Below are 14600 nucleotides of genomic sequence, written 5' to 3'. Positions count from 1 at the left end.
GCTGCGCAGCCCAACGCGGGGCAAGCCCGCTCGCCACAGGAAATCATCCACAGGAGGTTGAGTTCAGCCTGCGGGAGTGGGGTAGACGGATTGCCAGCCCCCACCCAATGCCTTGTACAACCCCACCATAGCCAACGACACGCCAGTAGAGCTTTCCACCCACTGCTCTTGCGTCGCCAGCAACGCGCTTTGCACGGTGAGCACGTTGATGAAATCCACCACGCCTTCCACGTATTGATGTTGCGCCGTGGTCAGCGCGATCTGGTTTTGGCGCACGGCTTCGGCGAGGCTGTCGCGGCGCAGTTGGCTGGCGTTGTAGCGGGTCAGTTGGTCGTCGATTTCATGCCAGGCGCGCAGCACGGTTTGCTGGTACGCCAGCGCGGCTTCCTGTTGCTGGGCTTCGCGTAAGTTCAACATGCCTTGCAGGCGCCCGCCGTTGAATATCGGCAAGCTGAATTGCGGGCCGAAGGCAAACGCGCGGGAGCCCCACGAGCCGAAATCCGAGAGTTGCAGGGCTTGGGAGCCGAGGCTGCCGGACAGGGTGATGCGCGGGTAGAAATCGCCTTTGGCCACGCCGATATTCGCAGTAGCGGCATGCAAGCGCGCTTCGGCCTGGCGGATGTCCGGGCGACGCTCGGCGAGTTCGGAGGGCAGGCCGATCGCGACCTGACGCTGGGTTTGCGGTACAGCGGCATCCTTGGACAGTTGCGCGTGCAGCGCCTGTGGCGGCTCGCCCATCAACAGGCTCAGGGCGTTGATCAGCTGATCCTGGCGCTGCTGTAAATCCGGCAGGCGCGCTTCGATGGCAGCCACTTGGGCGGCGGCTTCGGCCACGTCCAAATCCGTTGCCACGCCGTCGGCCAAGCGCAGTTGCGAGAGCTTGAGGCTGTGGCGCGCGACATCGAGGTTTTGCTCGGTGACGGCGCGGGTGTTCTGCACGCCGCGCAGTTGGATATAGTCCTGTGCGGTCTCGGCAAGTACCGAGAGCAACACGGCGCGGCGGTCATTTTCGGCGACTTGCAGGGTGGCGTCGGCGGCTTCGGTTTCGCGTTTGACGCGGCCCCAGAAGTCCAGCTCCCAGGCGGCAGAAAAACCCATGTCCCATTGGTTGTAGGCGGACTGGCCGTTGTTGTTGGACGGGTCGCTCAGGCCTTTGGCGCTGTTGCGTTGGCGCAGGTAATCGCCTGTCGCGTTGACGTTAGGGTAGCGCTCGGCGGTGGTCACTTGGCGCACGGCGCGGCTTTGTTGCAGGCGGCTGCTGGCCAGTTTCAGGTCGAGGTTGTCGGTGAGCGCGCGGCGCGTGAGGGCCGAGAGTTGCTCGTCGTGGAACACATCCCACCAGCGCTCCTGCAACGGGTCAGTCACGGCGCGGCTGGCGGCTTGGCGACCCTGGGGTTCGGCCCATTGCGTGACGTGCGGGCTCTGAGGCTTCTGGAAGTCCGGGCCGACGGTGCAGGCGCTGAGGCTGATCAGGCTCAAGGTGAGCCAGGCGAAGTGTTTCATTGCTGCGCCACCTCACGCTGCTGCGCGACCGGCTGGGTGTCGACGCTGGCTTCCACCGACATGCCGACGCGCAGGCGTTCAGTCAGCGGCTGATTCGGCTCCAGCACAATCTTCACCGGAATACGCTGGACCACCTTGGTGAAGTTGCCCGTGGCGTTGTCGGGTTTGACCGAGGCAAAGGTCACGCCGGTGGCCGGTGCCAGGCTTTCCAGATGGCCGTTGAGCAGTTCGCCGTCGAGGCTGTCGACGCGCACTTGCACGGCTTGGCCGGCGTGCATGTGCGAGAGCTGGGTTTCCTGGAAATTGGCCACCACAAAGGCCTCGGCCAGTGGCACGACCGCGAGGATCTTGCTGCCCGGCGTCACATAGGCACCGACCCGCACCGCGCGTTCGCCGACCATGCCGTCCACCGGCGCCACGATGCGCGTGTACGACAGTTGATAACTGGCCAACTCCAGCGCGGCCTGAGCACGTTTAAGTCCACCCTCGGCGGCGTCGCGCTGGGCGGTGAGTATTTCCACCTGCTTGCGTTCTGCCGCCAGCACGGCCGTGGCATTGGCCAGGCGCGCGGTAGCCTGGTCGATACGGGTTTTGGCTTGCTGGGCGTTCTGCACGGTGCCCGCGCCGACACCGGCGAGGTGGTTGTAGCGATTCAGTTCATGCTCGGCGAACGACACTTCGGCGCGGTCTGCTGCCACGGTCGCCTGGGCCTGGGCGATCACCGAGCTTTGGCGTTCCAGGGTCGCGGTGGCGTTTTTCAGTTGGGCCTGGGCGACCAACGTGTCGGCGTCAGCAGCTTGGGCGGCGGCGCGGAAATCACGGTCGTCGATCAGCGCCAGCAGTTGCCCGGCTTTGACGCGCTGGTTGTCTTCCACCAGCACTTCCTTGATGAAACCGGCCACGCGCGGCGCCACCAGGGTGAAGTCAGCGGCGACGAAGGCGTCGTTGGTGGTCTGGCGCTTGCTGCCCAGCAGGCCCGGCGCAACCAGATAAACCAGCACGCCAACAGCAAACACGGCGATGACGGAGACGGCAATTTTGTCTTTGCGTTTCATGAAAAAACCCTTTGGCTAGGTCGGTGCGCGCGGTGGAAAAATCCGCGTCGGCATCCAGAAAATCAGCAGAATCAACGTCACCGCGACGGCGGCCATGACGTAATAAAGATCCGAAGAGGTCAGCACGACCGCCTGCTCATGCAGGCGGTGGGCTAGGCCCGCCGCGTCGCTGTCGGCCAGGGGCGAGTTGCCCAGGCTGTCCACCAACATCGTCGAGTGAAAGTGCAGACGTTGCGTGGTCAACGTGTCCAGCACGGCGGTGGCGATCACGGCCGCCAGGCCTTTGATGGTGTTGAACCACGCCGAGGCGAAAGGCCCATCCATCGGTTGGATGCTGCCGGTGGACAACATCAACAGCGGCAACACGGACATGGGCTGACCGAAGATTTGCAGCAGGTACAGGCCGTAGAAATCATCGCGAATCCATTCCGACGTCAGCTGCGAACTGCCCACGCAACACAGCACCAGCATGCTCAGGCCGATCCCGAGCACCCACCGGCAATCGACCCAGCGCAGGTTGCACAGCGCCGCCACCAGCGGCAGCGCGATCAATTGCGGCAGCGCCATCAGCAGCATCACCGGTGCGGTTTGCAGCGGGCGATAACCCTGCACCTGGGCGAGAAAACTCGACGGGATGAGGATCACCGAGGTCAGCACCATCAGCACGCCTGCCAGCACGATCAGCGCGAAGGACAGGTTGCGCAGGCCGAGCATCTGTAACTTGAAAAACGGAATGGGCTGCGACCATTCATTCACCATGAACAGCACCAGCAGCAGCGTACCGCCGCACAACAAAAAGGTGATCAGACCGGACTCGAACCAGTCCAGACGATTGCCCTGCAACAGGCCGATGACCAGCATGCAAATCGCCGGGAAGCCCAGCAGCAGGCCGCGCCAGTTGAAGTGTTTGAAGCGCTCCAGGCGCACCGGGTCTTGCGGCAAGCCATACGCAACGGCGGCCATGGCCAGCAGGCACGGCGCGACAATCTGCCAAAACGCCCATTGCCAGCCGACGTACTCGGTCCACAGCGCTGCCAGCGGTGTGCCCAGGCTTGGTCCGAAGGTGGCGGTGAGCGCATAGCCTGCCAAGCCATACAGTTTGACGTTGGCAGGCAGGAAACGCAGTGCCACGGTCATCAGCATCGGCGGCAACGCGCCACCGGCCAGTCCTTGCACGGTACGCAGCACCAGCAGGCTTTCGTAGTTCGGCGCAAACGGGCACAGGATGCCCAATACGGTGAACACACCAATGGCCCACAGCGTGAACCGGCGCAGGGAAAACGTCACCGAACACCAGGGTGCAAAGGCCATCGCCGCGACGGAGGTGGCGGTGTAAGCGGCGACCAGCCAGGTGCCTTCGTCAAAGCCGATGTAGAGCGCACCGCGGATATCGGCGAGCGCGACTTTGGTGACCATTTCGTTGAGACCGGACACCAGCACGGCCAGCAATACGCCGACCAGGCCGATGATGATCCGCAGATCAAACACAGGCGGGCTCAGGGCAGTAGGTTTGGCTGCGGCCTGGAGGGCGGGGGCAGCGAGGGAAGTCATGAACAGGTAACTCGGAATGATAAATACCCGAGCAGTTTAATCAGGCGCACACATGACAAAAAGTTACTTGTTGGCAGTTTATAAGTGCGCCAGACGCAACTATCAGCAACCAACGGAATCTGTGGGAGCTGGCTTGCCTGCGATAGCGTTGGACCAGACATCACTGGGCTGACTGACAGACCGCTATCGCAGGCAAGCCAGCTCCCACATTGACCGAGTTCACTTTTAGGTGGGTTGGGCTTCGAGCCAAGTGGCATGGCAGCTCTCGCGCATGGTTTCGCGCAGCCATTTGTGGGCCGGGTCTTTGTCGAAGCGCGGGTGCCAGGATTGGGCCAACGTCAGCGTCGGCAAGGAGATGGGCAACTGGAACGCGCGCAATGGCAGTTTCAGGCGATTGGCGCTTAACAGCGCTTCCTTGGGCACCGGCATCAGCAAGTCCGAGTCGGGCAGCATGAACATCGCGCCGTGAAAGCCCGGGGCGATCATCGCCACGCGGCGCTCCAGGCCGAGATCATGCAGCGCAGTGTCGATCGGCCCTCGGGCGATGCCGCGTCGCGAGATGCTGATATGGGAGTAGCTGGCGAAACGCGCGGCGGTGATTTCTTCGTCGAACAGCGGGTGGTCTTCGCGCGCAAGGCCAACGAAGGTGGTGGAGAACAGGTTTTGCACCTTCACTTCCGGACTGGGCGGCCTGGTATTGCTGACGCGCAAGTCCAGCCGCCCTTCGCGCAGGGCTTCGTCGTCGGTGTCGCCTTCGGGCACGAAGCACAGTTCGCACAGCGGGGCCACGCGCTCCATGGTGTCGAACAGACGACCGCCATACACGCCGACAAAGAAGTCATTGGCGCGCACGCTGAAGCGACGACGCAAGGTGCTCAAATCCACTTGATCGGCCGAGCGAAACAGCAACGCCGCCTGCTCCACCACATTGCGCACCTGGCTTTGCAACTGCAGGGCCTTGGGCGTCGGCACCAGCCCGCGACCGGCGCGCACCAGGATCGGATCGCCCACGGCGTCACGAATGCGCGTGAGGGTGCGGCTCATGGCGGCGGGGCTCAAATTCATCCGCCGCGCAGCGCCAACCACACTACCCTCGTCGAGCAAGGCGTCGAGGGCGACCAGCAGGTTCATGTCCGGTAGTTGCATGCCAAGCACTCGTGGTCGGTGAAGAGTGAATTGCGTGCAATCCTAGCAGGGTTACTAGCGCTGCATGCCCCAGCGCTTCACGGTCAGCCGTTCGAAGGTGTCGAACACCAGGTTTTCCACCAGCAGGCCGATAAGAATCACCACGGCCAGCCCGGCAAACACCTTGTCGGTGTACAGCTCATTGCGGTTCTGGAAGATGTACCAGCCCAGCCCACCCTTGCCGCTGGTGGCGCCGAAGACCAGTTCGGCGGCGATCAGCGTACGCCAGGCAAACGCCCAACCGATTTTCAGGCCCGCAAGGATCGACGGCAGCGCCGCCGGAATCAGGATGAACAGCACAAAACGCATGCCCTTGAGGCCATAGTTGCGGCCGGCCATGCGCAGGGTTTCAGACACACCGAGAAACCCGGAATAGGTGTTCAACGCCAAGGCCCACAGCACCGAATGCACCAGCACGAAAATAAGGCTGTTCTGCCCCAGGCCAAACCACAGCAACGCCAGCGGCAGCAGCGCAATGGCCGGCAACGGGTTGAACATCGAGGTCAGGGTGCTGAGCAGGTCGCGGCCCAGCTGCGTGGACACGGCCAATGTGGTCAGGGCGAACGCCAGCACGATGCCGATCAGGTAGCCCTTGATCAACACGGCGAGGGAGATGCTCACTTTGCTGAGCAATTCGCCACTGAGCAGGCCGTCGAACAGCGCGTGAGAGGTTTGCAAGAAGCTCGGCAGCAGCAGGTCATTGTTCTGATAACGCGCGACGGCTTCCCAGAGGATCGCGAGCACGATCAGGATCAGGCCCTTGCGCAGCCAGCCCTGTTGCCACAGGCGTTGGCGCAGGGGCAGCTCGCGTTCCACGGGGACGCTGACCAGCGGTTCAAGGGTAATTTCGTATTCCTGGCGCATTGGGTTGACCCTTCAGTAAGCGATGCGGATATCGGCGAAGCCCAACTCTTGTTCGGCCTCGGGCGCTTCATCGAACAACAGGCGATGAATGCGCCGCGCCGACGCCTGGAATTCCACACCGCCGAGGCTGTGCAGGTCGTATTGATGGCTGTGGATTTCTGCGCGAACCCGCCCCGGGTGCGGCGACAGCAACAGGATGCGATTGCCCACTACCAGTGCTTCTTCGATGGAGTGGGTGACGAACAGCAACGTGAACCGAACCTCCTCCCAGAGCAGCAGTAACTCTTCCTGCATCTTGCGTCGGGTCAACGCGTCGAGGGCGGCGAAAGGCTCGTCCATCAGCAGGATTTTCGGCTGCATGGCCAGGGCGCGGGCGATGGCTACACGGGCTTTCATGCCGCCGGACAAGGTATGCGGGTAAGCATCGGCGAAGGCGCTGAGACCCACTTTGTCGAGGTAGTGCAGCGCACGCTCTTCGGCTTCGCGGCGCTTCAAGGTTTTCGACGCCAGCAGCGGGAACATCACGTTTTGTTTGACGGTTTTCCACGGCGGCAGTTGGTCGAATTCCTGGAACACCACGATGCGGTCGGGGCCGGGCTGTTCGACCTTTTGCCCCAACAAGCGGATCTCGCCTTCGCAGGGTTTGATAAACCCGGCAATCGACTTGAGCAACGTGGACTTGCCGCACCCCGACGGGCCGAGCAGCACGTAGCGGTCGGCGGGGTCGATCTCGAAACTGACCTGGTGAGTGGCCCGCACTACGCGTTCGGGGGTGCGGTATTCAAGGCTGACGTTATCCACCGCCAGCAACGGTCCGACGGTGTTGAGGTTGCTGGCCGCGTGGCCTTGCAGGGGCGCGTTCATTTCATCTTCTCGTGGCGGCAAATCAGAAAGGCGCATCGCCCTGGATGGTGGTGCGAAACAGCTTGCGGCGCAGATGGCTCGGGCAGCCGGCGGCCAAGTGGATCAGTGAGCGGTTGTCCCAAAACACCAGGTCGTGGGGCTGCCACTGGTGGCGGTAGATGTTTTGCGGCAACACGCTGTGGGCGTAGAGCTGGGCCAGCAGGTCGCGGCTTTCGTCGTCGGGCAGGCCGACGATGCGGGTGGTGAAGCCTTCGCTGACGAAGAGGGCTTTGCGGCCGTTTTCCGGGTGGGTGCGCACAATCGGGTGCACCACTTCGGCGACCTGGGCCAGCTGTTCAGGGGTCAGGGTCGGGCGCCAGTTGCCTTCGAATTTGGTTTCGCTGTAGCGCGCGGTGTAGGAGTGCGCGGCGCTGCGGCCTTCCACGGCGCTGCGCAGATGCTCGGGCAGTTGGTCCCAGGCTTTGTGCATGTCGGCGAAGAGGGTGTCGCCGCCTTCGGAGGGCAGCTCCTGGGCGTGCAGCATCGAGCCCAGGCTCGGCAGCTCTTTATAGGACAGGTCGGAATGCCAGAACTTGCCGGCGTCACCCAGGCCGATGGATTGGCCGTTTTCGATGATGTTGGAGACGATCAGGATTTCCGGGTGGTTGGCCAGCAGGAACTGTTTGAGCACGTGGATCTGCAGCACACCGAAACGGCGGCTGAAGGCGATTTGTTGTTCGGGGTTGATGCGCTGGTCGCGGAATACCACGACGTGGTGAACCAGGTGTGCGCGGTGGATGCGCGCGAAGTCGTCGTCGCTGACCGGGCGGGACAGGTCCAGGCCGATAACCTCGGCGCCGACGCTGCCGGGGAGCGGCCGAATCTCGAAGGCTTGGGTGGATGGGGTCGCTGTTGGAACAGTAGAGGTGGCGGACATGAGGGGCACTCCCGGTGGGACAGGGGAGTGACTTTATAGATATAAGAAGGGGCGCTTAAATACCGTTAGTGAATATCGATATGCATTAGGGTTGTAATCTATGGTGAAGCTGATGACCCCATCGGGAGCAAGCCCCCTCCCACATTTTTGATTTGTGAACACGTTCAAATGTGGGAGCTGGCTTGCCTGCGATGAGGCCGGTACAGGCAGTGAAGATCAACGCTCGTGCAACGCCTCGGCCCGCGCTTTGATGATCGGCTTGAGCAGGTAGCTCAGGATGCTCTTCTTGCCGGTGATGATGTCCACCGACGCCACCATGCCCGGAATGATCAGCAGCGGCTTCTCGTCGGTGCCCAAATGGCTGCGATCGGTGCGCAAGGTGATCATGTAGTAGGTGGTTTTCTTGTCTTCATCGGTGATGGTGTCAGCACCGATGCGTTCAAGCTTGGCCTTCAGGCCGCCGTAGATGGTGTAGTCATAGGCGGTGAATTTGACGATCGCTTCTTGCCCCGGGTGCAGGAAGGCGATGTCTTGCGGACGGATCTTGGCTTCCACCAGCAGGGTGTCGTTGAGCGGCACGATTTCGACCATGTCGCTGCCCGGCTGGATCACGCCGCCGACAGTGTTGACCAAGAGCTGTTTGACGATGCCGCGCACCGGCGAGGTGACGAGGGTTCGGCTGACGCGGTCTTCAAGGGCGCGACCGGTGGATTCGGCCTTGTTCAGCTCGGTGCGGGCCTCGTTGAGCTGGGTCAGCGCTTCGCTGCGGAACTTGCCACGGGTTTCATCGATCTTGCGCTGCACTTCCTTGATCGCCGATTCGGCGCGGGGAATCGCCAGGGTGGTGGCGTCCAACTGGCCACGGGTTTCCATCTCGGCACGCTTGAGGCGCAGCACTTCCACCGGGGAGACCGCGCCTTGGGCCACCAGCGGCTCGGACATGTTGATTTCCTGGCGTTGCAGGGACAACTGGCTGCGGTACTGGCCTTGCTTGGAGCTGAACTCGCGCAGTTCCTGTTGACGCTGCACCAGTTGCTCCTGCAAGCCACCCACTTCGTCTTTCAACTGCTGACGGCGGCTTTCATACAGCGAGCGCTCGTTGGCAGCCTGGCTTGGCGCGGCCTTGAGCACGTCGTCAGGGATGTTCAGCGGGCGGTCATCCACCTGCGCGCTCAGGCGCTCGACGCGCAGTTGCATGGCCAGGCGCAAGGCTTCGGTTTCCCCGGCGTTGGACACGAAACGCGTGTCGTCGAGGCGAATCAGCGGCGCGCCGGCTTCAACGATCTGGCCTTCCTTGACGTACAGTTCGGAGACGATACCGCCTTCCAGGTTCTGGATTTTCTGCAGCTTGGACGACGGAATCGCCTTGCCGTCGCCACGGGTCACTTCGTCGATGCTGGAAAAACCCGCCCACACCACCAGGAATATGAAGAACGCGATGATCGCCCAGATGGTCAGGCGGATTACCCGCGGTGCATCTTCGATCAGCGCTTTGTTGACTTCGGGCAGGGGCTGACCCTGCAACGAGTCGGTGCCTTTGAAGTAGCGGCCGACCGCGTTTTTGATGGAGTTAAGCAACACTGATCTGCCCCTTTTTCAACGCTTCCATAACCACGGCTTTCGGGCCGTCCGCGAGGATCTGCCCACGGTCGACCACCAGCAGGCGGTCGACCAGCGAGAGCAGTGAGGCACGGTGGGTGACCAGCACCACGGTCTTGTTTTGCACCACGGCTTGCAGGCGTTGTTTCAAGCGTTCTTCACCGGTGTTGTCCATGGCGCTGGTGGGTTCGTCCAGCAGCAGGATGGGCGGGTTGAGCAGCAGCGCACGGGCCAGGGCGACGTTCTGGCGCTGGCCGCCGGACAGGTTCTGCCCACGCTCGCCGACTTGCAGCTCGTAGCCTTGGGGGTGCAGGCGCGCGAATTCGTGCACGCCTGCCAGTTCGGCGGCTTGCAGGACCATTTCGTCTTCTACATAACGCGCACCAGACACCAAATTGTCGCGCAGGGTACCGGCGAGCAGCTGGATATCCTGGGCGACGTAGCCGATGTTGTGGCGCAGTTCGCTGACGTCGATCTGGCGTACGTCCACGCCGTCCACCAGCAAGGCGCCGGAGTCGGGTTGATACAGGCCGACGATCAGTTTGGCGAGTGAGCTTTTGCCCGAGCCGCTACGGCCGATAATGCCGATTTTCTCGCCCGGTTTGATCACCAGGTTGATGTTTTTCAGCGCGGCATTCTGCTGGTTCGGGTAAGTGAAGTTCAGGCCCCGGCATTCAATGGCGCCTTGCAGGGTGCGGCGGCTCATGGGGCGCTCTTCGAAATTGCGCTCCTGGGGCAGCTCCATCATCTGGTCGACCGAGGTCATGGTGACCTTGGCTTGCTGGTAGCGGGTGAGCAGGCCCGACAGCGAGGCCAGCGGGCTCAACGCGCGACCGCTGAGCATGTAGCAGGCAATCAGGCCGCCCATGCTGAGGTTGCCGTCGATGATCTGGTACACGCCGAACACGATCATGATCACGCCAGCCAGTTGCTGGATGAGCAGGGTCATGTTCATCGACAGGCCCGAGAGCAACTTCACCCGCAGCTCAAGCCGGCTCAAGGTGCCAATGGTCTGTTCCCAACCGTACTGGCGCTCGCTCTCGGCGTTGTTGACCTTGACCGCATCCAGCCCGGCGAGGGTTTCGATCAGGCTCGACTGGCGCTCGGCGGCCAGGGCCATGGTGCGCTCCATGGTCGCGACCAGCGGTTTTTGCAAGGCGTAGCCGATGCCCAGGGCCAGCGGGAACGCGAGCACCGGCACCCACACCAGGTGCCCGCCGAGGATGGCGATGACCAGGAAAATCAGCAGGGTGAACGGCAGGTCGATCAGGCTGGTGAGGGTCAGCGACGCGAGGAAATCGCGCAGGCTCTGAAACTCGTGGATGTTCTGGGCGAAGCTGCCGACCCGCGCCGGGCGGTACTTCATGGACATGCCGACGATGCGTTCGAACAGCGTGGCCGAGATGATCAGGTCGGTCTTTTTACCCGCCAGGTCCAGGCACAGGCTGCGCAGGCTTTTGAGGATCAGGTCGAACAGGTAAGCGCCGCAGATACCCACCGCGAGCACCCACAAAGTGGATGTGGCCTGGTTCGGCACCACGCGGTCGTACACGTTCATCACAAACAGCGGCGCGGCCATGGCGATGATGTTGATCAGGAAGCTGGCGGCGATGGCGTCGGTGTAGAGCCAGCGCGAGCGCTTGAGGGTGTCGCGAAACCACGAGCGCGCCCGCGGAATCAGGGTGCCGTGGTTGACGTCGAATTTGTGCTGGGGCTGGGCGAAAAAGACTTTGCCCGTGTAGTCGTCGGCCAACTGCTCGCGCTTGACCAGCACTTCACCGCCGTCGCTTTCGCTGAGCAGGAGACGCGCTTCATCTTCGCCCTGCCACCCCACCAGGACGGTACTGCGCCCGTCCTTGAGCAGCAAAAGCGCCGGCAGTGCAATGGTCGGAATCTGTTCGAGCTTGCGTTGCAGCAACCGCCCCTGCAGCCCGGCACGCGCGGCTGCACGTGGCAGCAGCTCGGCACTCAACCGCTGCGAAGGCAGCGGCAGGCCGGTGGTGAGCATGGCCGCGCTGGCCGGCTTTTGATGCAAGGCACAGAGCGCAAGCAACCCGTCAAGTAACGGGTCGTCGTGTAGCGTGCGTGGATCATGGCTGAGATGAACTCGACTGACTTCGGATTCCACGCGGTGCACTCTCGACTAACAGATGGGGCTATGGGGTGGCTCAATTCATCCCGGGCAGCTGGACTCTAGGCTTCACATCGTTCTGTACGACGGAGGCCATCGGCGCGACTACACCCTGACTTTTGAGCAATTCGCCCATGGTCGCCTTGATTCGATATTGAGTAAATAACTGAATGTTCTTGATCTCTTCCAGACGACGGGAAGCAGTGAACAATTCGTTCTCGCTGTCGAGCAAATCGAGCAGGGTACGTTGGCCGAGGCTGAACTGCTGCTGGTAGGAAGTACGCACGCGGGTGCTGTGGTTCACGTATTCCTGGGCGACCGGCAACTGCGCGTTGGCGTTGTTCAAGGCGTTCCAGGCCAGGCCCAATTCTTCATTGAGTTGGCGCAGAGCGTTGTTGCGGATGTCCAGGGCCTGGCTGGTCTGGTACGACTTGGACTGCAGGTCAGCCTTGTTGCTGCCACCGGCAAACAGGTTGAAGCGCATGCGCACCATGGCTTCCCAGCCGTTGCTGTGGCCGGCATCGCCGCCGACGTTGTTGTCGGCATTGGTGCCAAGCTCTGCATCAAAGCGCGGGTAGAAGGTCGACTTCGCCGCGTCGTACTGGCTCTCGGCGGCGGAAATGTCCGACTCGGCCGAGCGCAGCACGGGGCTGTTATCCAGCATCTGGCGGCGCGCTTCATTGAAGTCAGCCGGCAGCATGGCCATGAACGGGGCCGGGCGCTCGAGCTGGTCGGGCATCTGGCCGACGGCGCTGAGGTAGTTGACCTGGGAGTCGGCCAGGTTGGTCTGCTCGGTGATCAGGTTGTTGCGGGCCTGGGCCAGACGCGCTTCGGCCTGGTCCTGGTCGGCACCGTTGCCGACGCCGCGCTGGGTGCGCAGTTTGATCTGGTCGTAGATGCGTTCGTGGTTGCGCAGGTTTTCTTCGGCCAGACGCACGAACTCGCGGCGGGTCAGCACGTCCAGGTACACCTGGGCGACGGTCAACCCGGTGCGTTCGGAGGTACCCAGCAACGAGTAAGCGCGGGAATTGACGTTGGCTTGTTGGCGCCCGACTTCGCTCGAGGTGGCGAAACCGTCAAAAATCATCTGCTGCAAACGCAGGCTGGATTCGCCGCGGTTGTGCGTGTCCCACTGGTTGCCATTCGCCCCGCTGGCGGCGCGAGTGTTGGAGTCATCGGTGCCTTCACGGCCATAACCGGCGTTCAGGTCAACGCGAGGCAGATAACCACCTTGAGCAGCGCGCAATTGGTAATCGGCGGCGATTCGGCTGTTCACACCGGCTTGAATTTCCGGGTGCACATCCAATGCCTGCTGCATCGCTTGGGGCAATGTTTGAGCTTGTACAAAACTGGCGGCGAGAGCGAACGGTATTGCCTTGAACAGGTGCAGACGCATGTAAAAATTCCCCAGGACTTCGTGTCGCAAATCGCAGCATTTAAGGAGGCTGCGTCGGAAAATGGCTACCGTAATGACCGTACGTCGGAAAGTTCAAAAAGCGGAACTGCTTCACACATGTAGGACGGTTCGCCGCATAAATATCAATGTGACATTACGGGGCCAATTGTTTAGGATGGCGACCATAAGGTCAATAGTTTGGCATAAACTAGATAGCGAAAAAATCTAGCCAATAAATTGACGTCATTAAGTTTGTAGACTACGCCCCCTCCTGTTTGGCCCTCCCCCCGCAGTGGCCACATGGAAATCATCAGAAACGGATCGCCGGAGAAATCTTTAATGAGCAGTGTTGTTGCCATCGTCAAAAGCATTGTTGGTCAAGTTTTCGTTATTTCTCCGGAAGGGACGCGCCGCGTCCTTATTGAGGGCGACCGCCTGTTCGCGGGCGACCAGGTCGACACTGGCCTCTCGGGCGCTGTCAGCCTGGAGCTGGCCGACGGCCGCACGCTGGACCTGGGTCGCGATACCCAGTGGAGCGCGGATGCGCCTGACTCCAGCCTCGACCTGGCCGCTGCCACCGAACAAGCCGCGCCGTCGGTTGCCGAGTTGCAGCAAGCCATCGCCGCGGGCGCCGACCCGACCACCGACCTGGAAGCCACCGCGGCAGGCCCGGCTGCTGCCGGTAATGGCGCCGCGGGCGGCGGCCACAGCTTCGTCGTGCTGGACGCGACCGCTGGCCGTGTCGACCCGACAATTGGCTTCCCGACCGCCCCTATTGGCCAGGCCGGCTCGACGCAAACCCAGCTCGCTGGCGCACAAAGCACCACCGACAACGGCAATCTGTTGCTGCAGACTTCGACCCTGACCCTGAGCGCGACCCCGACCATCACCGAAGCTGGCGGCGTGCTGACCTACACCGCCACCGTCACGCAGCCGCCGGTCAATGACCTGACCATTACCCTGTCCAACGGCTCGGTGATCACCATCACCGCCGGCCAACTGACCGGTACCGTGAACGTACCGCTGGCACCGAATGACAGCCCGTACATCGACCCGAGCCAGATCAACGTCAATGTTACCGGCACTACTGGCGGCACCAACCTGGTACTGACCATTGACCCGGCGCCAGCTGTCACCCAGGTCACCGACACCATCGACACCACCACCGTCACGCTGACCGCTGGCCAGACCGTGACTGAAGGCGGGCAGATTACCTACACCGCCACCTTGACCAACCCGGCGCAGACGCCGGTGACCGTCACCTTGAGCAATGGCTCGGTGATCACCATCAAAGCCGGTGAATCGACTGGCACTGTGGTGGTGGATACCCCGGCTAACGATGTTTACAACAATGGTTCGACTGTCAGCACCACTATTACTGGCGCGACTGGCGGTAACTTTGAAAATCTGGTGCCGGGTACTACGCCTGCGGTCACCACGATTACTGATTCGGTTGATACCACTACTGTCACGCTGACGGCCGGTCAGACTGTGGTTGAAGGTGGGCAGATTACTTACACCGCCACCTTGACCAAC

General features: G+C 62.0%; 11 protein-coding genes. 1 reads left to right on the top strand and 10 read right to left on the bottom strand.

What is annotated here, in order from left to right; genetic code table 11:
- Positions 1-63: 63 nt before the first annotated feature.
- The 10 genes from BFW87_RS12185 to BFW87_RS12140 all read right to left on the bottom strand — a co-directional run bounded on the left by BFW87_RS12185 (position 64) and on the right by BFW87_RS12140 (position 13064).
- Complete coding sequence (locus BFW87_RS12185; RefSeq protein WP_078740062.1) at positions 64-1503, bottom strand: efflux transporter outer membrane subunit; 1440 nt, start codon at positions 1501-1503, stop codon at positions 64-66.
- The gene (locus BFW87_RS12180; protein WP_078740061.1) at positions 1500-2558 is read right to left on the bottom strand and encodes an HlyD family secretion protein; all 1059 of its coding nucleotides are present in this window, start codon (positions 2556-2558) and stop codon (positions 1500-1502) included. Before BFW87_RS12180 ends, BFW87_RS12185 begins: the two co-directional genes overlap by 4 nt.
- 15 nt (positions 2559-2573) lie before the next feature.
- On the bottom strand, positions 2574-4109 hold the full coding sequence (locus BFW87_RS12175) for an MFS transporter (RefSeq protein ID WP_078740060.1): 1536 nt from the start codon (positions 4107-4109) through the stop codon (positions 2574-2576).
- Between the two features lie 225 nt (positions 4110-4334).
- A complete protein-coding gene (locus tag BFW87_RS12170; protein ID WP_078740059.1) occupies positions 4335-5255 on the bottom strand; it encodes a LysR family transcriptional regulator in 921 nt (306 codons plus the stop codon).
- A gap of 54 nt (positions 5256-5309) precedes the next feature.
- Entirely contained in the window at positions 5310-6158 is an 849-nt protein-coding gene (locus BFW87_RS12165; RefSeq protein WP_078740058.1) for an ABC transporter permease, read from the bottom strand.
- Between the two features lie 12 nt (positions 6159-6170).
- Positions 6171-7022 carry an ABC transporter ATP-binding protein gene (locus BFW87_RS12160; RefSeq protein ID WP_078740057.1) on the bottom strand — a complete coding sequence of 284 codons (852 nt, stop codon included), beginning with the start codon at positions 7020-7022 and terminating at the stop codon, positions 6171-6173.
- A 22-nt stretch (positions 7023-7044) separates the two neighbouring features.
- Positions 7045-7938 carry a TauD/TfdA dioxygenase family protein gene (locus tag BFW87_RS12155; protein ID WP_078740056.1) on the bottom strand — a complete coding sequence of 298 codons (894 nt, stop codon included), beginning with the start codon at positions 7936-7938 and terminating at the stop codon, positions 7045-7047.
- A gap of 216 nt (positions 7939-8154) precedes the next feature.
- The gene (locus BFW87_RS12150) at positions 8155-9519 is read right to left on the bottom strand and encodes an HlyD family type I secretion periplasmic adaptor subunit (RefSeq protein ID WP_078740055.1); all 1365 of its coding nucleotides are present in this window, start codon (positions 9517-9519) and stop codon (positions 8155-8157) included.
- On the bottom strand, positions 9509-11665 hold the full coding sequence (locus tag BFW87_RS12145; protein ID WP_078740543.1) for a type I secretion system permease/ATPase: 2157 nt from the start codon (positions 11663-11665) through the stop codon (positions 9509-9511). The genes BFW87_RS12150 and BFW87_RS12145 overlap by 11 nt, the downstream gene beginning before the upstream one ends.
- Before the next feature lie 40 nt (positions 11666-11705).
- Positions 11706-13064 (bottom strand): TolC family outer membrane protein, encoded by a 1359-nt coding sequence (locus BFW87_RS12140; RefSeq protein ID WP_078740054.1) that lies wholly within the window; start codon positions 13062-13064, stop codon positions 11706-11708.
- Positions 13065-13403: 339 nt separating this feature from the next.
- Between BFW87_RS12140 and BFW87_RS32265 the strand changes: the two genes are divergently transcribed.
- Positions 13404-14600, top strand: a 1197-nt coding sequence (locus tag BFW87_RS32265) for a retention module-containing protein (RefSeq protein ID WP_254865878.1), incomplete at its 3' end; no start/stop codon positions are given.

It is taken from the genome of Pseudomonas fluorescens (assembly GCF_002022275.1).
GTDB lineage: Bacteria > Pseudomonadota > Gammaproteobacteria > Pseudomonadales > Pseudomonadaceae > Aquipseudomonas > Aquipseudomonas fluorescens_AJ.
The sequence above is the reverse complement of the archived record's forward strand: the minus strand, read 5'-3'. Positions and strand labels throughout refer to the sequence as shown.